Here is a 23,074-nt window from a genome sequence, read left to right on the forward strand (position 1 = left end):
GACACACTGCCGAACCAAAGCGCCATTCCCTCTCCCCTCTGGGGAGAGGGGCAGGGTGAGGGGGCCGCCGCACCGCCCGACCAAAGCGCCATTCCCTCTCCCCTCGGAGGAGAGGGCCAGGGTGAGGGGGCCGCCGCACCGCCCGACCAAAGCGCCATCCCCTCTCCCCTCGGGGGAGAAGGCCAGGGTGAGGGGGCCAGCACACCGCCCGACCAAAGCGCCATCCCCTCTGCCCTCGGGGGAGAGGGGATGGGTGAGGGGACCAGCGCACCGCCCGACCAAAGCGCCGTCCCCTCTCCCCTCGGGGGAGAGGGTCAGGGTGAGGGGGCCGCCGCACCGCCCGACCAAAGCGCCGTCCCCTCTCCCCTCGGGGGAGAGGGTCAGGGTGAGGGGGCCGCCGCACCGCCCGACCAAAGCGCCATTCCCTCTCCCCTCGGGGGAGAGGGTCAGGGTGAGGGGACCAGCGCAACGCCCGACCGAAGCACCATCGGCGCCAAGGGGAACCGCACTCACTCCGCCGCCTCCCGCATCTGCTCCGCCCCCGCCTCGCGGCGCAGCTTGCGGACCAGCTCCAGCTCGGACTGGAAGTCGACGTAATGCGGCAGCTTGATGTGTTCGAGGAAGCCGGTCGCCTGGATGTTGTCCGAATGGCTCAACACGAATTCCTCGTCCTGCGCCGGTGCGCCGACATTGTCCTCGCCCAGTTCCTCCCAGCGCAGCGCCCGGTCGACCAGCGCCATCGAGATCGCCTTGCGCTCGGTCTGGCCGAAGACCAGCCCATAGCCGCGGGTGAACTGCGGCGGCTCGGTCTTGGACCCGGCGAACTGGTTCACCGTCTCGCATTCGGTCAGCACCACCTCGCCGATCTCGATGGCGAAGCCCAGCTCGGGGATCTCCATCTCGACCGGCACCGCGCCGATGCGCAGCTCGCCGACGAAGGGGTGATTGCGCCCGTAGCCGCGCTGGGTGGAATAGGCCATGCCCAGCACGAAGCCCTCGTCGCCCCGCGTCAGCGCCTGCAGCCGCAGGTCGCGGCCCGCCGGGTATTCCATCGGCGCACGGGTCATGTCGCGCGGCGCGGCGCCGTCGTCATGCTCCTCCTGGATCAGCCCGTCGCGCCCCAGCATCCCGGTCACCCGCGGCATCGGCGCCTCGGCCGCCGGGGCGCAAGGGGCCGCGCTGGCCAGCCCTTCGGCGGCCAGCCGGAAGTCGAGCAGGCGGTGGGTATAGTCGAAGGTCGGTCCCAGCACCTGCCCGCCGGGCAGGTCCTTGAAGGTGGCCGAGATGCGCCGGTCGCAGGCCATCGCCCCGGTGTCCACCGGAACCGAATGGCCGATGCGCGGCAGCGTGGTGCGATAGGCGCGGATCAGGAAGATCGCCTCGATCAGGTCGCCGCGCGCCTGCTTGATCGCCAGCGCCGCCAGGTCAGCGTCGTAGAGCGACCCCTCGGCCATCACCCGGTTCACCGCCAGGCTCAGCTGTTCGCGGATCTGCGCGACCGAGAGCTCGGCGATGCCGGTGTCGCCGCGCCGTTCCTCGGCCAGCCATTCATGGGCGTTCTCGATGGCGCGTTCGCCACCCTTGACCGCGACATACATCAGTCCGTCTCCACTCTGGTCGACCGGGGCAGGCCGGCGATCCGGCTGCCGCAGGTCAGGAAGCTGTCGAAGCCCAGCGGAAAGCGGGCATGGTTGGCGGCGAAGGCCGCGACCTCGGGCAGCGAAAGCCGCGCCTCGCCGGCGATCCCCGGCCCGGTCAGCCGCGCCCCCGCGCCTTCCAGTTCGTCGACCTCGACGATCAGCGTCGCCGCCCGGTCTGGGTATTCCGGCGCGCCGACCGAGAACTCTCCGATAGGCGCCAGCGCCTCCCAGCCCCCGAGGGCGAACATCGCCTCGGCGCGCCGCGTCACCACCGGGGTGCCGCAATGGAAGGCCAGCCAGTCCCGCACCGCCGCGCAATCATGCGCCCCGGCGAGGAAGATCGGCGTCTCGGCGTCGCAGAGCGTCAGCAGCAGCACCGCCGCCGCCGGCGAGACCGGGGCAGGGGCCGCGGCGCCCGCCACCGTTTCGATCCGGCCGGGCCGCGCCAGCGCGTTCATCACCGCCCGGAAGGCCAGCGCCGATTGTACCGGCGGGTTGTCGAAACCGCCTGTCAGATGCGTGCTCATGCGTCTTCTCCCCGCACCATCGTGAAGAACTCCACCTTGGTCGCCGCGGCCTTCTCGGCCCGCGCGCTGCGCCGTGCGGCGGCCTCGCGCGCCAGCGGTCCGATCACCGCACCCTGCACCTCGGCAGCCCGCCCGGTCTGCAACAGCGCGTCCGTCAGCGCCGCCCGCGTCGCATGGGCGGCATCGCGCCCCTGCACATAGGCATGGCCCACCGTGCCATCGGCGAGCTTCAGCGCGCAGCGCGTCACCGTCATCTCGCCCAGGTTGAACGCCCCGCCGGTGCCGCCCATCCGGCCGCGCACCATCACGCCGCCGGTCTCGGGGCGGCGCAGCCAGTCGTGTTCGGGCAGCGGCCCCAGCGTCTCGACCAGCGCTGCCAGCCGCGCCGCCGGGGCGCGGGCCAGCAGGCTCATCCAGCCTTCCCTCGTCGCGGGATCCTTCGTCATCTCGACACCTTCGCGGTTGGTATTACTATACAACTAGACAAATCATACCCGGACAAGCGAAGCCCCGCAACAACCGCTTCATGAAGTTTTCATGACGTTTGCGGGGCTCAGAGGCCCTCGTAGCGGTCGAGGAAGGCCTCGATCGGCAGCGCGCGGAAGTCCGCGAGCCGCGCGCGCAGGGTGGCATGGTCCCAGTCCCACCAGGCCAGCGCCATCAGGCGCTCGGCGATCTCGGGGGCAAAGCGGTCGCGGATCGGCCGGGCCGGAATGCCCGCGACGATCTGGTAGGGGGCCACATCCTTGGTCACCACCGCCGCCGAGGCGACAATGGCGCCATGGCCCACCGTGACCTCGGGGCGGATCACCGCCGCGTGGCCGATCCAGGTGTCATGGCCGATCCGCGCGATGCGCGAGCGGCGGTGCGCGAAGAAATCGGCATCGGGCTCGGTATCGTCCCAGTAATCCGCCGAACGGTAGAGGAAATGATGCAGCGACGCCTGCTGCATCGGGTGATCGGTCGGCCCGATCCGCACGAAGGCGGCGATATTGGCGAACTTGCCCACCTCGGCATTGGCGATGTCGGCATAGCGGTCGCAGTAGGAATAATCGCCAATCGTCGACCAGGCCACGCGCGACCCCCGGCCGATCTCGACATAGGCGCCGAACCGGCTCTCGGTGATTTCCGTGTCGGGATGCAGGAAGGGCGCATCCGCTTGCAGTCGTGCCATGGTCTACCCCCGGATCAGCCGGCGGCGCAGCCAGCCGGATACTGCGTCCATGATGAACACCATCAGGATGATGAGCACCACGTAATAGGTGACCTCCTCCCAATCCTTCTGGGTCTGGATCGCCTGGGTCAGCAGCAACCCGATGCCGCCCCCGGTAATCGCGCCGATGATGGTTGCGCTGCGGGTGTTGGATTCGAGGTAGTAGAAGACCTGGCTCAGCAGCACCGGCACGATCTGCGGCAGCACGCCGAAACGATAGCGTTGCACCGCGTTGGCGCCGGTCGACTGCACCCCCTCGATCTGGCGGTCGTCGACGTTCTCCAGCGCCTCAGAGAACAGCTTGCCGAAGCTGCCGGTATCGGTCAGCAGGATGGCGAGCGAGCCGGTCAGCGGGCCGGGGCCGAAGGCGCGCGACAAGAGGATGGTCCAGATCAGCCCATCGACCCCGCGCAGGAAGTCGAAGACGCGGCGCACCAGCACCCGCAGCGCCACCAGCGGCGCAAAGTTGCGGGCGGCGAGATAGGCCAGCGGCAGCGCCACCAGCGCCGCGCCGAAGGTGCCGAGGAAGGCCATCAGCACCGTCTCGCCCAGCGCCCAGAGCACCTCGGAATGCCGCCAGATCGGGTTGCCCCAGAAATCCTGCCACATGCCGGCGAGGTTCGAGCGCGCCGGGTCCAGCTGCGGCCCGGCCAGCAGGTCGATCAGCCCATGGCCGTAATAGGGGCTTTCCAGCGTGAAGAAGAACATCTCCCAGCCGGGGAAGTAGCGGAACACCTCGGTCTTCGCCCGGGTCAGCGAGACGCGGCCGTGCGGCGTCGTCACGTCGAGGCGGGTCGGCGAATAGCTGATCCAGTCGGGATACTCCTCTGCCGCGCGGTTGATGCGCACCTCGCCGCCCTCGCGCCAGGCTTCGAGCATCGGCTCGCCCGGACGTTCGACCAGCAGTCGCTCGCCGGCGAAGGTTGCGAAGATGCTGCCACCCAACGACACGCGGGTCTCGTCGCCGCTCTGCGTCACCCAGTCGGGCAACTGGCCCGCCGGGTAGGTGCCCTTGCGCTCGCCCTCGATGGCGACGACCACCTCGCCGCTGCGGTTGTTGCGCGTCACATGGGTCTTGTAGCTGTAGCTGTCCGACAGGAAGGTGGTCATGTTGTCCCAGCGCATCCGCTGCCACAGCCCGCCCATGTCGAAGGCAACGAAGACATAGGCGAAGTAGACCAGCAGCCCCAGCGGCACGGCGAAGGCGACAAGGCGGCGGCGCAGGAAGCGGTGATAGGTCGCCGCGCGGATGATGGAGAGATCGTCCGAGATCATGCCCGGCTCCTTTCGCGGATCAGCCGGTCGCGCCACTGCGACGACAACTGGTCAAACAGAACGATGGTGCCGAACAGCAGGATGAAGATCGCCGCGCTTTCGGCGAATTGCCCCATGCCCCAACTGATGGCGTTGCGCAGGTCATAGCCCAGCCCGCCCGCGCCGACGAACCCGAGGATCGCCGAGGCGCGGATGTTGATCTCGAAGCGCAGCAGCGCATAGCTGAGGTAGTTCGGCGCCACCTGCGGCACCACGCCGAGCCACATCTGCTGGCCCCAGACCGCCCCAGTGGAGGCAAGGCCCTCGACGGGCTTCAGGTCGGCGTTCTCGTTCACTTCCGAGAACTGCTTGCCCAGCGCACCGGCGGTGTGGATGGCGATGGCGATCATCGCCGGCACCGGCCCGCCGCCCATCAGGAAGATCAGCACCAGCGCGATGACGATGTCTGGAATGGCGCGCAGCACGTCCATCAGCCGGCGGAACAGCGGCACCAGCCGCGGCCAGCGGGCCAGGCCGCGCGTCGACAGCAGGGCCAGGAAGAAGGCGATGAAAGCGCCCGTCAGCGTCGAGACGGCGGCGATGTTCAGCGTCTCGATCAACGAGGGCAGGAAATGCCACAGCAGGCCGGGCAACTCGCCCGCGCGGCGCCAGGCTTCGGCGATCACATCGGCCGGAAAATCGAGGATCTGCGGCAGCCCCTCCCAGAACCCGCCGGCGTTGCGATCGTCGGCAACCCGGAAGCCGGCGACCAGCGCCACCACGAAAAGCACCGTCAGGACGCTGCCGTAAAGCCGCCGCTGGCGCACCAGGGCGAGATAGGCCTGCGAGCGGTCAAGGCCCGGGGCGGTCTGGTCTGTCATGGGATATTCCTTGCGCAAAAGGCCCCGCGCGATGCACGGGGCCCCTGGTATCGCTCACGCGGGCTCAGTTGGTCTTGGCCCGGCGCACTTCGATGATCGACAGGTAGGCGTCATGGGTGATCGGTGCGAAACCGGCGGTCTCGCCCGCGGCCACACCATAGGCGCAGTCCTTGTCGGTGGCATGCAGGTTGGCGACCAGGTCAACCATCTTCGCCTTCACCTCGGCGGGCAGGGCCTTCTTCAGCACCACCGGGCCTTCCGGGATCGGCTTCGATTTCCAGATCTCGACCATGTCGTTCATGTTGACGAGGCCGGCATCCACCGCCTTGCGCAGCGCGCCCGAGTTGTAGCCGTCTTCCCAGTTGCCCAGGCCGTCGGCCCAGGTCACGCCAGCGTCGATGTCGCCGTTGGCGACGGCGACGATGGTCTGCTCGTGGCCGCCGGTGAAGACGACGTCACCGAAATACTTGCCCGGCTCCATCGAGGCGCCGGTGGCTTGCGGGATCTCGATCGAGGGGATCAGGTAGCCCGAGGTCGAGTTCGGGTCGCCGAAGCCGAATTTCTTGCCCTTGACGTCGGCCAGGCTGGTGATGCCGCTATCCTTGCGGGCAAAACCGATCGAGTGATACGAGAACGAGCCGTCCAGGTTGGTCTTGACCAGCACCGGCTCGACCGCCTCGGGGTTCTGCAGGTAGGTCGCGGCATAGCCCGAGGCACCCAGCCAGGCCATGTCGAGCGAGCCGCCCAGCAGGCCCTGGATCACGCCGTTGTAGTCGGCGGGGGCGAACAGCTTGACCGGAACGCCCAGGGCCTCTTCGGCATAGGCGCGCAGGCACTCGTTGCTGTTCAGCCGGTCCTGGGCGTTTTCGCCGCCCAGCAGGCCGATGTTGAACTCGGTGATCTTTGCCTCCTGGGCCTGGGCGGCGCAGGCCAGCAGGGTTGCCGCGGCAGCGGCTACGACTTTGAGTTTCATGACTTTCTCCAGTGTTGGTAGGTTCGGTTGACTGCTATCGCCCCCGCCGTGCGGGAGGCTACACACCGGCGTCGCGCATCGCTTGGCGCCAGACTGCGTTGAGAACTTCGATATCGTTGCATTCCACCTCGCCTTTCGGCGAAGTCACGACGTCGGGCAGCTTGCAAGCCACCGCGGCGTTCCGATCGACAAGGGGGTGGTCGAAGATGACCTTGCCCTCGCGAAGGCCGACGATCCGGTCACAGGCACCAAGCGCTTGGTCCAGTGTCAGCATTAGGTCCATCCTGTCGTCCTTCCGTGGTATCTCCGCGGGCCTCAGGGGCCCATCATCGAAAGCGCGTAATCCTTGTCGGCACGCTCCAGCGTCTCGATCTCGGTCGAGGTGGCCGCCTCGCTGAAATCGGCACCCGCACCATAGATCTCGCGCGCGGCCTGGGCCGTCAGCAGCTCGGGCGCGCCGTCGAAGACGATCCGGCCGTTGCGCATCCCGATCACCCGGTCGCAATAGCGCCGCGCGGTGTCGAGCGTGTGCAGGTTGGCGACAACCGTGCGGCCGTCCTCCTCGTGGATGCGCCGCAACGTCTCCATCACCACCTGCGCGTTCATCGGGTCGAGCGAGGCGATGGGTTCATCGGCCAGGATGATCGCCGGGTCCTGCATCAGGGCCCGCGCGATGGCGACGCGCTGCTGCTGGCCACCCGAGAGCGCCTCGGCGCGCTTGGCCGCCTGCTCGGCGATGCCCAGCCGGTCGAGGATGCCGACAGCCTTGTGGATGTCCTCGGCGGGAAAGAGGTTGAAGACCGTCGCCAGGGTCGAGCGGCGGTTCAGCGTGCCGTGCAGCACGTTCGAGACCACGTCGAGGCGCGGCACCAGGTTGAACTGCTGGAAGATCATCGCGCAACGCGCCTGCCAGGCGCGGCGGGCGCGGCCGGTCAGGGTCAGGATGTCCTGCCCCTCGAACAGGATCTGCCCGGCGCTGGCGTCGGTCAGCCGGTTCAGCATCCGCAGAAGCGTCGACTTGCCGGCGCCCGAGCGTCCGATGACACCGACCATCATCGGACGGTCGATCTGGAAACTGACGCGGTCAACGGCGGTGTTGATCCCGAATTGCCGGGTCAGTTCCTTGACATACAACATGTGGCCCCCAAGGTCGCTTTCGGGGGCGTTCCTGTCACGAGTCGGTCACGGCTGCGTGTCGCGCGGGCAAAAGTTTTGTGACAGGGGCCACCCGGCGGCGCCGAAATCCGTCACGGATTTCGGACGTTTTCCTTGCAGGAAAACGGGCCTCACTCCGGGTCGTAAAGATAACCGATGCCGCGTATCGTGCGGATCACAGCGGGTTTCTCGGGGTTCTTCTCGATCTTGCGGCGCAGCCGCGAGATGCGGATGTCGATGCTGCGGTCGAAGGGATCCCACGGCCGGTCGTGGGCCTGTTCCAGCAGCTGGTCTCGGTTCAGCACCCGGCCCTTGTTCAGCGCGAAGGTCTTCAGCAGGCTGAACTCCATCGCCGTCAGCGGCAGCTCGCTGCCATCCTCCGCCTCCATCCGCGCCGCCTCCAAATCGAGCATATAGGCCCCGAACCGCGCCCGCCCCGGTGCCTCTTGCCTGACGGCTGGGGCGGCCTCGACCCGGCGGCGCAGCACCGCCTTGATGCGCGCCTCCAGCTCGCGCAGGTCGACCGGCTTGCCGAGATAGTCGTCCGCGCCCATCTCCAGCCCGATGATGCGGTCGACCACCTCGCCCGCCGCGGTGAGCATCACCACCGGCACCGGGTTGTCGACCCGCAGCCCCCGCAGCACCGAGAGCCCGTCCTCCTTCGGCATGTTGATGTCGAGCACGATCAGGTCGACCCCGCCCGCCGCCACGATGGCGCGCAGCGCCTCGCCGCCGCCGGCGGTCGAGACGCGGAAACCGCGCTTTTCCAGGTATTCCTGCACCATCTCGCGCAGGTCCACCTCGTCGTCGCAGACCAGGATATGTTTGCCCTCGGTCGTCATGCCCTACAAAGTCCCTTCCTCGAAGATCACCCGCACCAGCCGCCGCAGGTCGCCCGGCGTCACCGGCTTCTCCAGGTGCGGCCGCCGCGTCTCGCCGAGCAGCGCCTGCGAGGCCCGGCCCATGGTGTCGCCGGTGATGAAGCCGGTGCGCGCCGCCAGCTCGGGGTGGCGCGCGGTCACATGTTCATACAGCGCGCGGCCATCCATCCCGGCCATGTTCAGATCCGAGAGCAGCAGGTCATAGCGCCGCTGCGCCAGCAGCTGCACCGCCTCTGCGCCGGAATGGGCGGTATCGACCGAAAAGCCGTCGCGCGTCAGGATCTCGGCGATCAGTTCCGCCACGTCGGCCTCGTCATCCACCACCAGCGCCCGCCGCCGCCCCTGCGCCGGGGGCTCGGCCTCCTCGGCCAGCGCCTCGGCCGCGCCCCTGGCCGCCGGCAGGCTGATGCAGAACCGGCTGCCCGGCGCGTGATCGGGGTCGAGCCAGATGCGCCCGCCATGCGAATGCACGATGCGGTGGCAGAAGGCGAGGCCGATGCCGGTGCCGTCGCCGATGTCCTTGGTGGTGAAGAAGGGCTCGAACACCCGCGCGCGGATGGTCTCGTCGATGCCGGGGCCGTTGTCGGCGACCGAAAGGGTGACGCTCCGTCCCCGGTCCGAGGGGCGCGCCGCGACGATGATGCGGTCGCCGGTCCCCGCGCTCTCGATCGCATGGGCGGCATTGATGACCAGGTTGATGACCACCTGCGTGATCTGGTCCGGATCGGCGAGGATATCGGCCAGCCCCTCGGGCAGGTCGGTGACGATCTCCAGATCCGACAGCTTGTGCCCGTAGCCTGCCACGTCCAGCGCGGTCGCCACCACCGAGCGCACGTCGACATGCTCGACCCGCGCGGGCTGCTGGCGCGCCATGGCCAGGAAGGTCTTGACGATCTTGGCGCTGCGCTCGGCAGCATTGCTGATCTTCTCGACCCGGCGCAAGACGTCGGGGTCGCCAACCTCGTCCATCAGCATCAGCGCATGGCCGACGATCACCGACAGCGGGTTGTTCAGCTCATGGGCCACCCCGGCCAGCAGTTCGCCCAACGCCGACATCTTCTCGTTCTGGAACAGCATCTCGCGCTGGTGTGCCAGTTCTTCCTGCAGCGCCAGCTCGTCGGTCAGGTCGCGGGTCGAGGAGACGATGACCTCCTCGCCGTCGAACTCGATCAGCACCGACGAGGCCGCGCCCCAGAACTCCTCGCCCTGGGCGTTGATGTATTTCGCCCGGCGGTTGCGCACGAAGCCCTTCTCGCGCAACTCGGCGAGATAGGCCTCCCGCTCGCCCGGCTCCTTGTAATAGGTCTTGGCATTGCCCGATGACCCCAGCAGCGCCTCGGTCTCGGCGCTGCGATACAGTGTCTCGCCGGTCTCGGCGCGGGTCATCTGGAGCGGCACCGGGCAGCTTTCCAGCACCTGCCGGATCATCGCCTGCGCCTTCACCTGCTCGGTCAGGTCGGTGACGCTGGCCACGATCACCTCGTCGCCGTGATACTCGGCGAAACGGGCCGAAATCGTCGCCGGAAAGCTCCGCCCGCGCGCCACCATGGTCAGCGGATAGTCGTCGATCTGCCCGTCGGCGAGCATCTGCGTGACGAAATCCGCCCGGTCGTCGGGGTACAGGTAGTGCTCGCGCGACGAGCGGGTATTGCCGAACATCTCCAGCGCGGCGGGCGAGCGGTAGAGGATCTGCCCGTCGCCGGTGCGCGACATGATGACCACGGCGGCCGAGGCATCGAGCACCGTGCGCACCAGCAGGTCGCCCTCGCGCTCCATCGCCTCGGCCTGTTTCTTGCGGGTGATATCGGTGCGGGTGATGACGAAGCCGCCCAGGTTCGTCGGATGGGTCGAGACGTGGTAATAGGTCCCGTCGGTCTGCTTCAGTTCGTATTCGTGGACATAGTCGTGGCTGGTCTGCAGCCGGTCGCGCACGAATTCCTCCTCGCGCCCGATCGCCTCGGCATAGATCCCGCGCCGGGCGCTTTCGCGCATCAGGATCTCCCAGTCGAGCCCGGGTTCCAGCAGGTCGGCCACGCCCTTGTTCATCTCGCGGTACTGGGTGTTGCACATCACCAGCCGCCGGTCCTCGTCGTAGAGCGCGAAGCCCTCGCTCAGCGACTCGATGGCATCCTGCAGCAGGCCGAGCGCCCGCGCATTGTCCCTGTCCGACTGAGGATCCCTGTTCATGAGCCTCCTTCTAGTCCACCCGTGTTTCAGTCGTTTGTCCCGTCCGTGCGGCTTTGTTTCAATTGTATCAGCGGCGTGCCGGGGCAGGGCGGGCAAACCCCTGCAAATACGCGCTCTCGCCCCAGCATGGGCGCAAGGCACCCCCTGCAACAAGTGAAACATGAAAGCGGGGTGCCCGACATCGGCCTGAAACCTCGCGCGGGCTATCAAGGGGCACCTTCAACCGAGGACAGGACCATGACCGCCCACCGACCCATGCCCGCCGATCGCGACGCCCCCGTCGTCGCGCTGCACACGTCGATGACGGGCAGCGAGCAATGGGCGCCGCTGGCGGCCCAGCTGGCCAGCTGGTACCCGGTCCATGCCGTCGACCTCCCCGAGAACGCCGGCACCGTCGCCCAGACCGCCGCCCGCGTTGCCGCCCGGATCGCCAGCTTCGGCCGTCCGGTCCACCTCGTCGGCCATTCCTTCGGCGGCGCGGTGGCGCTCGGCGTCGCGCTCCAGCGCCCCGGCCTCGTGCGCAGCCTCACCCTGTTCGAACCGGCCGCCTTCCACGTTCTCGATCACGGCGCCCCCGCCGACCGCCTGCTGCACGCCGCCCTGCGCACCCGCGCGGGCATGTTGCGCGCAGGCATCGCGGCAGGCGAACCGGATGCCGCCATCGCCGCCATGGTCGACTTCTGGACTCCCGAGGGCGGATGGGCCGCCGTGCCCGAACGGATGCGCGCCGCGCTCGCCGCCCATGTCACCCGGATCAGCGCCGACCTCGACCGCGTCCTGGCCGAGACCTGGCGCCCCGAGAGCCTCGCGGGCCTGCGCATCCCGGCGCTGCTGCTGGTCGGCATGGACTCGGCCGAGGTCGCCATCCGCACCTCCGCCATGGTCGCCGCCGCCCTGCCGCAGGCCGAGATCGCCATGCTGCCGGGCCTCGGCCACATGGCGCCCGTTTCTGCGCCCGACTGGGTCAACCCGCGCATCCAGCAGCACATCGCGCGCGTCGAACGCGCCCCCGCGCGCCTCGGCTGGCCCGAACCGAACGCGGCCTGATGCCGCCCGGAAAACAGGAGAACGCCCCTTGCCCGACCTCAAGGAACGCCCGATCGGCGACAGCAGGGTTCAAAAATCGTCCGGATGCGGCATACTTCAGGCCAGGGCCTGTCCGCGACACCTGCGGAAGGCAAGGGGACAGGGAAACGGTGCCATGAGCAAGCAAAGCCTTTTCGACAAATACGGTGGCTTCTCGCAGGTCAGCCGGGTGGTGCTGTCCTTCTACGACACCCTGCTCGACAGCGACGAGATCGGCCCCTTCTTCGACAATGTCGACATGACGAAGATGGTCGATCACCAGACCAAGTTCATCGCTTCGCTGCTGGGCGGGCCGGCCTCCTATACGCCGCGCCAGCTCGAACAGCTGCATTCCCATCTCGCCATCACCGACGCCCATTTCGACGAGCTGAAGGTGGTGCTGCGCGATACGCTCGGCGAGTTCGGCTTCGAGCCCGGAGATATCGACGCCGTGCTGCAGGAGTTCGAGAACCGCCGCAACCTGATCGTGGGGGCACCCAATGATTGAAGCCATCAACGAACAGCTCCTGCGCGCCATCGGCGTCGGGGTCGCCCTGCTCGACCGCAACACGCTGGGCTTCCGCTTCCAGAACGACACCTTCCGCGACTGGTTCGCCGACAAGGCCGAGGCCGCCAGCCTCGACGAGGTCTTCGAGGAACTCGACACCGCCGCGCTGGGTGCCGCCCTCTCCGAGACCGGCCGCTACACCGCCGAGATCCAGCACCGCAAGAAGCGTCGCCGCATGGTGATCGCCGCCGATTTCACCGCCGCCACCGACGCCGGCCAGGAACTGGTTGTACTGGTCTGCCAGAACATCACCCGCATCCGCGAACTCGAGTCGATGATCGACAGCTACTCGATGATGGTCGAACGCAACACCCGCGAGCTGAAGCGCGAAAAGGAGCAGGTCGAACGCCTCCTGCTCAACATCATGCCGCGCTCGGCCTACGAGGAGTTCAAGTCCTTCGGCGTGGTGACGCCGCAGCTCTACGACCCGGTCTCGGTGCTGATGCTCGATTTCGTCGGCTTCACCGAGATGGTCGCCTCGGCCGACCCCAGCGTCACCGTGACCGAGTTGAACGACATCTACAGCGCCTTCGACCGCATCGGCGAACAGTTCGGCTGCGAACGCATCAAGACCATCGGCGACGCCTATATCACCGTCGCGGGCCTGCCCGACCCGATGCCCGATCATGCCAATGCCATCGCCAATGCCGCGATCCGCTTCGTGCGCTACCTTGAACGCCGGAACCAGAGCCACCCGCACCAGTGGCGCTGCCGCATCGGGCTGGCCAGCGGCGCGGTCGTGGGCTCGGTCGTCGGAATCCAGAAATACGTCTACGACATCTTCGGCCCCGCCGTGAACCTCGCCACAAGGCTGCAGGAATTCTCCGAGCCGATGCAGATCTCGGTGCAGGACGAGGTCGCCAAGATCCTGCGCGACCGTTTCGAGATCGAGAGCCTCGGCGAAAAGCAGATCCGCGGCTTTGCCGACCAGCCGGTCTGGCGCCTCTACGACAGCAAGAAGGACATCGCGCCGGTCCGCGCGGGGTAGGGGGCTTTCCCGCCCGCCGGTCTACCGGTGCCGCGGTTCCGCCGCAGCCCCGTTCCGGCCCGAATGCAACCGGACCATGCAGGCGCGGAGGCATCGCTCCGGGCCGCCCCCGCGTTAATCCCGTCACCGCCCCCGCGTTGATCCCGTCACCGCCTCCGATCGACCCACGCGCACCCGCGCCTGTCACCGGGCAGCTTCCCCACCGGGAAAGCGCCGCTCCGCGCCCCGCCGCCCGAAAAGCGCGGCGCCTCCCTCACCCGGCGCCGCGCGCCCCCAGGCTTCTCTTCTTCAAAAATATCTCCAGGGGAGTCGCGCCGCAGGCGCGGCGGGGGCAGCGCCCCCATCCGCAACCTCTGCCCGGACGCGTCGACGCCGGGACGATGCCCTTCCGTTTCAGAACCCGAACACCGCCCCCCGCGCATGTTTCAACTGTTTCCGCGCCGACCGGCACCGATGCGACCAGAAACCCCTAACCCGCTGACGAACAGAGATTAATCGCCGCGCCCACCGCGCTGCTCCTCCCTCAACAACTGAAACACCAAACCCCCATCCCCGACATCCGTCTGAAACGCGCGCTGGCCGATAAAGGCTCAAGCAAACGCCAAACGACGGAGACAGAGATGACCCTGCAGACCCCCGACCCGATGGTCCCCGAACAATCCGCCATCGTCGATTTCTGGAACGAGGTGCTCGCCCCCAAGTTCATCGCCTACAAGCACGTGCTGGTCGGCGGCCTCTCGCGCCATTCCGAGCTGGTGTTGCCCGCGCTCGAACTGGAGCCCGGCGCCCGCGTCCTCGATGTCGGCTGCGGCTTCGGCGACACCGCCATCGCCATGGCCGACATGGTCGGCCCCACCGGCCAGGTGGTCGGCGTCGACTGCTGCCAGGCCTTCCTCGACCTCGCCTGGGAGGCCGCCGAGAAGAGCTTCACCACCAACGTCCGCTTCGTGAAGGGCGATGCGGAACGCGGCCTCGAAGAGCGCATGTATGACTTCGTCTTCGCCCGCTTCGGCACGATGTTCTTCACCAACCCGGTGGCCGGCCTGCGCGCGATGCGGAAGGCGCTGAAGCCCGGCGGGCGGATGGCCCATATCGTCTGGCGCGACCGCGCCGACAACCCATGGCTGGCCGCCGCCGGCGAGACCGTGCGCCGCTTCCTGCCGGCGCCGGGCGAGGATGCCCGCACCTGCGGCCCCGGTCCCTTCTCTATGGCCGACGAGGAAACCACCCGCGCCAAGATGATGGCCGCCGGTTTCACCGACATCGAATTCCGCCGCTTCGACACCAAGGTCCTGGTGGGCCGTACCGTCGAGGATGCCATCGCCTTCCAGCTCGCCCTCGGGCCGGCCGGCGAGACTTTCCGCGAGGCCGGAGCGCTGGCCGAGCAGAAGCGCGGCCAGATCGAGACGGCGCTCGCCCGGATCTTCGCCGGCGTCGAGACCGACGCGCAGGGGCTGTGGATGGACAGTTCGTCCTGGCTCATCACCGCCAGCGCCCCCGAAACCCCGTAACCTCCCGACCCGCGTAACGAGTAGTCCCGTTCTCTCCCCCGAATTCCCCAACCCAACCCCAAGAACCCCAAACCCCCTGAAAGGACAAGACAATGACCCATGCAGCCACCGCCACCGCCCCCGTCCGCAACGGCGTCAACACCGAGGCCCTGATCGGCGCCCGCGGCGCCTTCGAACAGGCCCCCGAAGCCGCCCGCTTCACCTTCCGCAGCACCTGCGACTGGGTGGACGGCTCGTTCAGCCGCAACAGCATCAACGGCTACTTCGGCCTCGGCCAGGAGCATCAGCGCAAGCAGACCTTCACAGTCGAATCCGACCACCCCGAGGTCTTCGCCGCCGAGGACCGCGCCGCGACCCCGACCGAACTGGTGCTCTCCGCCCTGGCGAGCTGCCTGATGGGAGGTCTCGCCGCCGTCGCCCAGCACCGCGGCATCCAGCTGCACTCGGCCCGCGCCGTTGTCGAAGGCGACGTCGACGTGCAGGGCATCCTCGGGATGGACCCGGACATCCGCAACGGCTTCTCGGCCATCCGCGTCCGCTTCGACATCGACGCCGACGCCAGCAAGGAAGACATCGCCGCGCTGGTGGCCCAGAGCCAGAAACGCTCGGCCGTGTTCGACATCCTGACCAACCCGACCAACGTCGCCGTCACCGTCGGCTGACACCATCGGCGCAGGGCCCCCGTCCCTGTCCTGCGCCTCACCCGGGCCAGAGCGCGTTTCCTCCCCAGGCGCTCTGGCCCGCACCTCTCCCGAAGGAGCCCAGCCATGCGACATATCCCCACCCTCGTCATCGGCGCCGGCCAGGCCGGTCTCGCGATGAGCCGCTGCCTTCGGGACCGTTCCGTCCACCATGTCGTGCTCGAGCGGGGGAGTTCTCCCGCCCCCGCCTGGGTGAATGAGCGCTGGGACAGCCTGCGCCTGCTCACCCCCAACTGGCAAAGCCGGCTGCCCGGCTTTGCCTACGGCGGCCCCGATCCCGACGGCTTCATGACCATGCCCGAGATCGCCGCCTTCCTCTCCGATTACGCGCAAGGCGCCCCGCTCGAGACCGGCACCACCGTGCGCTCGGTCCGGGCCGAAGGCCGCGGCTACCGGGTCGAGACCAACCGCGGTGACTGGCTGGCCCAGGCCGTGGTAATGGCCACCGGCGCCTGCCGCCGCGCGCAGGTTCCCGCCTGCGCTAGCGCCGCGCCGCTCGCCCAGATCACGCCGCTCGATTACAAGTCGCCCGCCCAGCTCGGCCGCGGCGGCGTGCTCGTGGTCGGTGCCTCGGCCACCGGCATCCAGCTCGCCGCCGAGATCGCCGCCGCCGGTCACGAGGTGATGCTCGCCGCCGGCCACCACATTAGGATGCCGCGCCACTACCGGGGCCGCGACATCCAGTGGTGGATGGACCGTACCGGCACCAACCACGTCACCACGGATCAGATCGACGACGTCGACCGCGCCCGCAGGGTGCCCTCGCTCCAGCTTACCGGCTCGCGCGCGGCGCAGTTCACCGACCTGAACGCGCTCCAGGCCCAGGGCATCGAGATCACCGGCCGCCTCGCCGATATCCGCGAGGGCCGCGCCGTCTTCTCCGGTTCGCTGGCCAATGCCTGCGCCCTGTCCGACCTCAAGATGAACCGCCTCCTGCGCGAGATCGACGCCTGGGCCGAGATCCACGCCCCCGACGCCGGCCCGCCCGAGAGCTTCGCGCCCACCCTGACCCCGTCCAGCCCGCGCCTTTCGGCGAGCTTGACCGACGGCCGCTTCAGGACGATCCTCTGGGCCACCGGTTACGCGCCCGATTTCGGCTGGCTCGACCTGCCGGTCTTCGACCGCAAGGGCCGCCTCGTCCATGACGACGGCCATGTCGCGCCCGGCCTCTACGTGCTCGGCCTGCCGTTCCAGCGCCGCCGGATGTCCGCCCTGATCGACGGCGTCGGCGCCGACGCGGCCGAAATCGCCGACCACCTGACCGAAACCCGCCTTTTTCGCGCAGCCTAGGAGAGAGAAGATGATCATGCCCGGCCCCGAGACGATCCGTCCCGCACTCTGCGAGCGCGACGCGCGGATCCGTGACAACCAGAACCGCGTCATCGCCAATATGGTGGCGGTGCCCGAACCCGCCCGCAGCACCATCGTCACCACCGGACGGGTGGGCGAGGGGCTGGCCTGCACCGTGACACAGGGCCGGTTCGAAACCCGGATGGACCTCGGCCCCGGCATGGGCGGCGACGCCTCGGCGCCCAGCCCCGGCTTCTACGCCCGCGCCGCCATCGCCGGCTGTGTCGCCATCGCGGTCAAGATGACCGCCGCCCGTTCGGGGCTCAGCTTCCGCGAGGTGAATGTCGAGGTGGCGACCGATTTCGACGACAGCGCGCTCTTCGGCCTCGGCAATGCCTCTGCCGCTCCGACCGAGACGCGGCTCACCATCCGCATCGACAGCGACGAACCCCGCGCCGAGATCGACCGCCTGGTCGCCCGCACGCTGGAGATGGACCCCTGGTTCCTCGCCCTGCGCGATCCGCAGGTGGTGGTGGTGACGGTGGCCTGATCAGCGCCCCAGCAGCTGGGCCAGCGGCAGCCGGCCGCGCTTGCGCTGCAGCTCGAAGTGGCCCAGCGGAGTCCAGCCCGCCATGGCGGTCTCCTCGTTGTCACCCCGCAGCGCGCCCTTCAGAACGTTCTCGAAGGTGGTGCGATCCTTGCGCGGCATCGGCGCGAGATCCATGGCGATCTGGCCGCCAAGGCCGCGCAGCCGCAGGGCGCGGGGCAGGGCGCGCGCAGCGGCGATATTGGCCTTCAGCCCCGCCGCCGGCGAGGTATCGCCGCCGGTGTTCACGTCCACCGCCACCAGCGCCCTCGTCGGCTCGACATACATGGTGCCGCCACCGGGGAGCTTCTCCACCGGCTGCATCAGCGCCTCGATCGCCTCGGTGACGCCATGGGCGTCGAAGGATCCCGGCCCCTCGGCCACCTCGGCCGGGGCGGTCCACTCCCGCCAGGCCATCATGTGCGGCTGGTCGCCGTCAAGCAGCACCTCGGGCTCGGTCCCGGTATCGCCCAGCACCGCCGCCGCCGCCGCCAGCATCGCCGCGATATCCTCGGCAATCGCCTCGTCGTCGGCCCCGGCGCAGGACGACCGCAGGATCAGCCCGTGCCCGGCCCCCTCCATCGCCTCATGGGCGATTTCCAGGATGCGCTCGCGCTCCTCGTCATCCTTGATCGCGCGCGAGACGTTGATGCCCGGCGCATCCGGGGTGACGATGGCATAGCGGCTCTTGAACAGCAGCTTGAGGCTGACCGGAACCGCCTTGCCCGGCTCGGCATAGCCCATCACCTGCACCAGCAGGCGCTGGCCCGGCGCGATGTAATCGGACTGGCGCAGGAAGGCCGACCCCTCGGGAGTCGCCAGGAAGATGCCGCCCTGGCCCTTCACGGGGCGGTCCGCGATGGCCCGCCAGATGGTGCCCGGCGCGGGCGCGTCCGAGGCGATGAACAGATCCTCCAGCACCCCGTCGACCATCAGCGCCGCCGCCTCGCGGCCCGCGATATGATCCAGCGCGACGACTCGCCCCTTCATGACCCACTCCTGTAAACGGGATAACCGGCGGTCTGCAGCAGCGCCGCCGTCTCGGCCAGCGGCAGCCCGACGATACCGGTGAAACTGCCCGAGATCCACGGGATCAGCGCCCCCGCCGGCCCCTGGATGCCATAGGCCCCGGCCTTGCCCATCCAGTCGTTGGTCGCCAGATAGGCGTTCAGTTCGATGTCCGAAAGCCGCTTCATCTTGACCGCGCTCTCGACGTCCTTCTGCCAGATCCGCCCGCCGCGCCGAACCGCGACCGAGGTGACAACCCGGTGCCGCCGCCCCGACAGCGCCAGCAGGAACTCCGCCGCCTCGCCGGCATCCGCCGCCTTGCCCAGGATCCGCCGCCCCAGCGCGACCGTGGTATCGGCGCAAAGCACGACATCGTCGTCGCAGGCCTCCACGACCTCGGCCTTGGCCCGCGCGATGCGGGCGCAATAGGGGCGGGGCAGTTCGCCCCTCAGCGGGTCTTCATCGATGTCGGGAGGGCGCACCGCATCGGGAACGATGCCAAGCTGCGCCAGAAGCTCCAGCCGCCGGGGGCTGCCGGACCCAAGGATCAGGCGGGGGAAAGCGTCAGAGTTCATGCGAATCCCACACCTGCGCGGCCGCAAGTTGCCACCGGCAACCCGCTGTCCCGCGCTGCGCGAAGCACAGCTTCGCGCTACTTGAAGCGATAGTTGATCCGACCCTTGGTCAGATCGTAGGGGGTCATCTCGACCTGTACCTTGTCGCCAGCCAGAACCCGGATGCGGTTCTTTCGCATCTTGCCTGCCGTATGTGCGATGATCTCATGGCCGTTCTCGAGTTCGACCCGGAATGTCGCATTGGGCAGGAGTTCCTTCACGACGCCGGGGAATTCGAGAATGTCTTCCTTGGCCATGTGGTCTCCATATCAATCCGGCCCGCCAGAGTGCGAGCCGCGCGCCTAATAAGGCCCAATCTTACCGCTTTTCAAGGGTACATTCACCGCTGACGCGAAATTGTGACCCGGGCGGGGCCGCGCCGGGGCGAAACCCCCGGTCCGGACCCCTCCCGGCCCGCTTGATCGAGGTCAAGGCGCGCCCCGCCAGCCGCCCGCAGGCTGGATCCATCCCGATGCCAGCAATGGGGAGGTTGCCATGCAAGGGAAGACCATCACCCGCCAGCCCGTCCTGTCCGCGCTCGCCGCCGTGCTCCTGCTCGCCGGCTGCCTCGAAACCGGCACCGGCGCCACCGCGGTCAAGGGCCGCGCCGCCTACCAGAAGGTCGCCGTGGTGCCGCTGATGACGCAGAACCTGCTCTCGGTGCATTACACCCGGGCGCTCGCCGACCCGGCCCAGACCCAGGGCCGCATCGACTGGAACCTCGCCGCCGCCACCGGCCGCGCCGCGCAGCAGGTCCTGGCCGAGGCCGGCGCCAGCGCCCAGGTCACCGCATCCGGCAGCGCCGCCGCCCGCAACGCCGATGTGGTCGTCACCCTGGCCCAGGCCCCGCTCGACTGGCTCTCGCTGGTCTATGACCCCGGCCGCGACTTCCTGCTTCAGGGCATCATCGGCGCGGCGGTCGGCGCGCAGAACCGGGACCAGCGCTATCAGCCCCGCGTCGTCGTCACCCTGATGCTGCCCGAGAAGAGCGGTATGCTCGGCAAGAGCGCCTGCGCCGTCGGGGTCAAGGCCGTGGTCAGCGACCCCAGGACCGGCACCGTCCTGCGCGAGGGCCGCGCCATCGCAGGCGTCCGCCAGATCGAGCAACCGATCCACGGCGCCAGCTGGGCCTCGATCCCGCCCGACGAGAAACGCGTCGTCCTCGCCCATTGCGAAAGCGCCCTGCGCAGCGCCATCGTCCAGGCGCTGGGGGATGCAGAGGTGATCCGGTAGGGGGGGAGGTCCCTGGGTGTCTTTTAAGGCGGTTGGGTGCCTGGGTTGAGGGACGGGATGTGGTCTCGAACCTTCAGCGAAGTGGGCGGTGTGTTTGGCGGATTCGACGTGTGTTGACGGCAGAGGTCTTGCGGGGCGCGCGGCGCGGTAGGGGATGGCAGGCCTTTTTGTGGAGGTGCCGAAAGGCGACGTCTATGGAAAGTTCAAATTTTATTCGATGAGCGGTGGCTGCGAACATCAACCGTCCCGCAGCGGGCTGTGGGCGGCCGCTCTGTGTGGGACCTATAGGTCATTGAAATTAATGGCATTCCTCACTGACGCGATCCTTTTGTGATTGTGCAAGATTTGGCGCGCATAGCGCTATGGGTAACTCGGCGGGGCTCTTCGGGACCCTAATCCTCTCCTGATCTGTCATGCTTTTCTCTTTCTCTTCTGGTAATTTAGCAGATGATGTACTATGCGGAATTACAAGAAAGTGCATAGTTATCTTCCCAGTGCAACGCCCTGCGGCCTGCGGGGCTATCTACTGGCGAACTTGCTTTGAATATCATGCGTGGGCAGTTGCTGAGTGTCAGCAAGTGCTAATTATCTGATGAGGGGAGAAAAAGTTGATCGAGCCGAAGTCAGCTCCAGAGCTGTCCTACAACCAACGCATGGATGCGAAAATCCGGGATTTGCTTCTCGAGTTTGAATGTCAGCCGATATTGTTTGTTGGTAGCGGGCTTTCTCGTCGCTACTTTGATGCGCCGAATTGGATGGAGCTCTTGGAGAGAATAACATCGATGATTCCGGGGCAGGAAGGAAAATTTGAATACTACAATCAGAAGCATGAGGCTGATCCTGTTGCTATTGGCAGCGAGTTGTCTGGTTTGGTGTTCGAGTGGGCTTGGGGTAGTGGAAGACAGAATTTTCCAAAAGAGCTTTTTGCTCAAGGTAAGAGTAAAGACTGTTTCTTGAAGTACTTGGTGTGTGATTACCTGAAGGGCCTTACTCCTGCTACAGTGAACGCGTTCCCTCACGCGCAAAAGGAGATAATGGCGCTTTCAGCAATAAGGCCGCATGCAATCATAACTACCAATTACGATATGTCACTTGAGGCCATATTTGATGGCTATGTTCCGGTGACGGGTCAAACCATTATTAGATACAATACAAATAGTTTTGGCGAGATTTTCCATATTCATGGCGACGTTAGTGATCCTGCCTCGATAGTCTTGACGCAAGCTGACTACCAGAACTGGCAACAGAAGAAGAAGTATATATCGGCAAAGCTTCTCACTTATTTTGCGGAGCACCCTGTTTTTATTTTTGGATATAAGCTGGGAGACCCAAACGTGAAGGGGATACTTCGAGACATTGGTGAGTTGGTTGCGGATGAAAGCGGTTTAATCGAGAATGTCTATCAAGTTTTTTGGTCAAGTGAGCTTCCAAGGAATCCGTCTGAGCAGTCAGTTTTCTCCGTGGATGGTAAGGAATTTCGCGTGAATGCAATACACGCAAATAGCTTCCAGTGGATTTTTGAGGCACTAAAGAGTCAATCTGCTCTTACTTCTATTAATCCAAAGCTTGTGCGCGCGTTGGCGGCGCGGACAATGAAATTGGTTCGACATGATATTCCTTCGGGAAAGGTTGAGGCCGACTATGACGTTCTGGAGAGGGTGGCGGACCAAGACGCGGAGCTTCCAAAGCTGCTCGGGATCGCATTGGCAACCAACCCAAATCAGACTCATCCATTGACGATATCTCAGGTTGCGACTCGGCTTGGATACAAACATTGGTCCGGCGCGAATAAGCTCGTCAATAGGATAAAGGATGAAAAGGGCGTCGATCTGAGATCATCTGATAATGTTTATCATTGTCAGATTAAGACGGGTCCAGGGAAGAATAGCAAAGTTAGGAAATGGTCGCTTGCCAGCATCGACCTGTTTAAGAAGGTAATGGACGGCGAAGATTATTCCGTCGAGTTGTAAATTTAGGCTGACGGGTATGGGTGCGGGGAGTCATTAGAGCCGGAGCTGATCTCTCTTCCGCCCTTCCACCACCCCCCCAAAAAACCAGCGTCCCAGATTCACTCCCAAAGATTATCCTTGAGAGTCAATCACTTGACCCCCCGTCCTAGCTGGGACGCTCTCAGCCCCGCCGTTCCCGCTTGTCGGCGTCGAGCTTGAGGCGGGTCTTGAAGGCCACCGAGATATGGTCCTGCAGCGCCTTCTCCGCCGCTCCCGCGTCCCGCGCCGCGATGGCGTCGACGATCGCCTTGTGTTCGGTCTGCGCCATCGCCCCGCGCCCCTCGGCCGCCAGCGAGGTGGTCGCCATCAGCGCCATCGACCGGTGCACCAGGTCCAGCTGCTGCACCAGGTAGCGATTGTGCGAGGCCAAGTGGATCTGCTTGTGGAACCGCCGGTTCGCCCGCGACAGCGCCCGCGGGTCGTCCACCAGCGCATCATCCGCCGCCACCATCCCCCGCAGCACCTCGATCTCCTCGGCGTTGGCATGCTGCGCCGCCAGCCGCGCCGCCAGCCCCTCCAGCTCGCGCCGCACCACGTAGAGCTCACCCATCTGGTTGTGATCCAGCGAGGCCACGATCAGCGACCGCCCGTCCCGCGTCAGCAGCGACTGGGTTTCCAGCCGCTGCAGGGCCTCGCGGACCGGGGTGCGCGACATGCCGAAGCGGTCGGCCAGCTCGCTCTCCACCAGCCGGTCGCCGGGTCGGTAGGTGCCGGAATCGATCGCCTCGAGGATCAGGCTGTAGGCATCGGTCGGCGAGGGTTTGCTCTGGGTCATGCCGGTCTCTTGGGT

At 66.9% G+C, this 23,074-nt stretch carries 24 protein-coding genes; 9 read left to right on the forward strand and 15 right to left on the reverse strand.

Features of this window, described 5'->3' with window-relative positions; genetic code table 11:
* Positions 1–509: 509 nt before the first annotated feature.
* From IE266_RS09825 to IE266_RS09875, 11 genes are all read right to left on the reverse strand, one after another.
* A complete protein-coding gene (locus IE266_RS09825; RefSeq protein ID WP_189679909.1) occupies positions 510–1,598 on the reverse strand; it encodes a carbon-phosphorus lyase complex subunit in 1,089 nt (362 codons plus the stop codon).
* Complete coding sequence (gene phnH, locus IE266_RS09830; RefSeq protein ID WP_189679910.1) at positions 1,598–2,167, reverse strand: phosphonate C-P lyase system protein PhnH; 570 nt, start codon at positions 2,165–2,167, stop codon at positions 1,598–1,600. The genes IE266_RS09825 and phnH overlap by 1 nt, the downstream gene beginning before the upstream one ends.
* Positions 2,164–2,613, reverse strand: coding sequence for a phosphonate C-P lyase system protein PhnG (gene phnG, locus IE266_RS09835; RefSeq protein ID WP_189679911.1), 450 nt, complete (start codon positions 2,611–2,613; stop codon positions 2,164–2,166). The genes phnH and phnG overlap by 4 nt, the downstream gene beginning before the upstream one ends.
* Positions 2,614–2,720: 107 nt before the next feature.
* Positions 2,721–3,341 carry an LbetaH domain-containing protein gene (locus IE266_RS09840; RefSeq protein WP_189679912.1) on the reverse strand — a complete coding sequence of 207 codons (621 nt, stop codon included), beginning with the start codon at positions 3,339–3,341 and terminating at the stop codon, positions 2,721–2,723.
* Positions 3,342–3,344: 3 nt separating this feature from the next.
* Positions 3,345–4,655: a phosphonate ABC transporter, permease protein PhnE gene (gene phnE / locus IE266_RS09845; RefSeq protein WP_189679913.1), complete on the reverse strand. Its 1,311-nt coding sequence runs from the start codon at positions 4,653–4,655 to the stop codon at positions 3,345–3,347.
* Entirely contained in the window at positions 4,652–5,515 is an 864-nt protein-coding gene (phnE, locus tag IE266_RS09850; RefSeq protein WP_189679914.1) for a phosphonate ABC transporter, permease protein PhnE, read from the reverse strand. The genes phnE (IE266_RS09845) and phnE (IE266_RS09850) overlap by 4 nt, the downstream gene beginning before the upstream one ends.
* Positions 5,516–5,579: 64 nt before the next feature.
* Positions 5,580–6,488, reverse strand: coding sequence for a phosphonate ABC transporter substrate-binding protein (gene phnD, locus IE266_RS09855; protein ID WP_189679915.1), 909 nt, complete (start codon positions 6,486–6,488; stop codon positions 5,580–5,582).
* A gap of 58 nt (positions 6,489–6,546) precedes the next feature.
* Positions 6,547–6,762 carry a hypothetical protein gene (locus tag IE266_RS09860; RefSeq protein ID WP_189679916.1) on the reverse strand — a complete coding sequence of 72 codons (216 nt, stop codon included), beginning with the start codon at positions 6,760–6,762 and terminating at the stop codon, positions 6,547–6,549.
* Between the two features lie 41 nt (positions 6,763–6,803).
* Positions 6,804–7,625, reverse strand: coding sequence for a phosphonate ABC transporter ATP-binding protein (phnC, locus tag IE266_RS09865; protein WP_189679917.1), 822 nt, complete (start codon positions 7,623–7,625; stop codon positions 6,804–6,806).
* 149 nt (positions 7,626–7,774) lie between these two features.
* A complete protein-coding gene (locus tag IE266_RS09870) occupies positions 7,775–8,485 on the reverse strand; it encodes a response regulator (protein WP_189679918.1) in 711 nt (236 codons plus the stop codon).
* A 3-nt stretch (positions 8,486–8,488) separates the two neighbouring features.
* On the reverse strand, positions 8,489–10,711 hold the full coding sequence (locus IE266_RS09875) for a hybrid sensor histidine kinase/response regulator (protein WP_189679919.1): 2,223 nt from the start codon (positions 10,709–10,711) through the stop codon (positions 8,489–8,491).
* 237 nt (positions 10,712–10,948) lie between these two features.
* Between IE266_RS09875 and IE266_RS09880 the strand changes: the two genes are divergently transcribed.
* The 7 genes from IE266_RS09880 (at position 10,949) to IE266_RS09910 (ending at position 17,384) form a co-directional block, all read left to right on the forward strand.
* A complete protein-coding gene (locus IE266_RS09880; RefSeq protein WP_189679920.1) occupies positions 10,949–11,758 on the forward strand; it encodes an alpha/beta fold hydrolase in 810 nt (269 codons plus the stop codon).
* Positions 11,759–11,912: 154 nt separating this feature from the next.
* Positions 11,913–12,284, forward strand: coding sequence for a group I truncated hemoglobin (locus tag IE266_RS09885; protein WP_189679921.1), 372 nt, complete (start codon positions 11,913–11,915; stop codon positions 12,282–12,284).
* Positions 12,277–13,332, forward strand: coding sequence for an adenylate/guanylate cyclase domain-containing protein (locus IE266_RS09890; protein ID WP_189679922.1), 1,056 nt, complete (start codon positions 12,277–12,279; stop codon positions 13,330–13,332). The genes IE266_RS09885 and IE266_RS09890 overlap by 8 nt, the downstream gene beginning before the upstream one ends.
* A 620-nt stretch (positions 13,333–13,952) precedes the next feature.
* The gene (locus IE266_RS09895; RefSeq protein ID WP_189679923.1) at positions 13,953–14,843 is read left to right on the forward strand and encodes a class I SAM-dependent methyltransferase; all 891 of its coding nucleotides are present in this window, start codon (positions 13,953–13,955) and stop codon (positions 14,841–14,843) included.
* A 92-nt stretch (positions 14,844–14,935) separates the two neighbouring features.
* Complete coding sequence (locus IE266_RS09900; protein ID WP_189679924.1) at positions 14,936–15,505, forward strand: OsmC family protein; 570 nt, start codon at positions 14,936–14,938, stop codon at positions 15,503–15,505.
* Between the two features lie 105 nt (positions 15,506–15,610).
* Positions 15,611–16,834: an NAD(P)-binding domain-containing protein gene (locus IE266_RS09905; protein WP_189679925.1), complete on the forward strand. Its 1,224-nt coding sequence runs from the start codon at positions 15,611–15,613 to the stop codon at positions 16,832–16,834.
* A gap of 10 nt (positions 16,835–16,844) precedes the next feature.
* A complete protein-coding gene (locus IE266_RS09910) occupies positions 16,845–17,384 on the forward strand; it encodes an OsmC family protein (protein WP_189679926.1) in 540 nt (179 codons plus the stop codon).
* On the opposite strand, the gene IE266_RS09915 is transcribed toward IE266_RS09910, so the two are convergent.
* The 3 genes from IE266_RS09915 to infA all read right to left on the reverse strand — a co-directional run bounded on the left by IE266_RS09915 (position 17,385) and on the right by infA (position 19,299).
* On the reverse strand, positions 17,385–18,410 hold the full coding sequence (locus IE266_RS09915; RefSeq protein WP_189679927.1) for a ribonuclease E/G: 1,026 nt from the start codon (positions 18,408–18,410) through the stop codon (positions 17,385–17,387).
* The gene (locus IE266_RS09920; protein WP_189679928.1) at positions 18,407–19,003 is read right to left on the reverse strand and encodes a Maf family protein; all 597 of its coding nucleotides are present in this window, start codon (positions 19,001–19,003) and stop codon (positions 18,407–18,409) included. The genes IE266_RS09915 and IE266_RS09920 overlap by 4 nt, the downstream gene beginning before the upstream one ends.
* A gap of 77 nt (positions 19,004–19,080) precedes the next feature.
* Positions 19,081–19,299, reverse strand: coding sequence for a translation initiation factor IF-1 (gene infA, locus IE266_RS09925; RefSeq protein ID WP_010137880.1), 219 nt, complete (start codon positions 19,297–19,299; stop codon positions 19,081–19,083).
* Positions 19,300–19,537: 238 nt separating this feature from the next.
* Here infA and IE266_RS09930 point away from each other — a divergent pair, with 238 nt between their 5' ends.
* Both IE266_RS09930 and IE266_RS09935 read left to right on the forward strand, forming a co-directional pair.
* On the forward strand, positions 19,538–20,275 hold the full coding sequence (locus IE266_RS09930; RefSeq protein WP_189679929.1) for a hypothetical protein: 738 nt from the start codon (positions 19,538–19,540) through the stop codon (positions 20,273–20,275).
* Positions 20,276–20,883: 608 nt separating this feature from the next.
* A complete protein-coding gene (locus IE266_RS09935) occupies positions 20,884–22,245 on the forward strand; it encodes an SIR2 family NAD-dependent protein deacylase (RefSeq protein ID WP_229863995.1) in 1,362 nt (453 codons plus the stop codon).
* Positions 22,246–22,405: 160 nt separating this feature from the next.
* Here IE266_RS09935 and IE266_RS09940 read toward each other — a convergent pair whose 3' ends face one another.
* Positions 22,406–23,059 carry a GntR family transcriptional regulator gene (locus IE266_RS09940; RefSeq protein WP_189679930.1) on the reverse strand — a complete coding sequence of 218 codons (654 nt, stop codon included), beginning with the start codon at positions 23,057–23,059 and terminating at the stop codon, positions 22,406–22,408.
* Positions 23,060–23,074: the final 15 nt, after the last annotated feature.

The organism is Seohaeicola zhoushanensis (assembly GCF_014656415.1).
In the GTDB taxonomy this organism is placed as follows: domain Bacteria; phylum Pseudomonadota; class Alphaproteobacteria; order Rhodobacterales; family Rhodobacteraceae; genus Seohaeicola_A; species Seohaeicola_A zhoushanensis.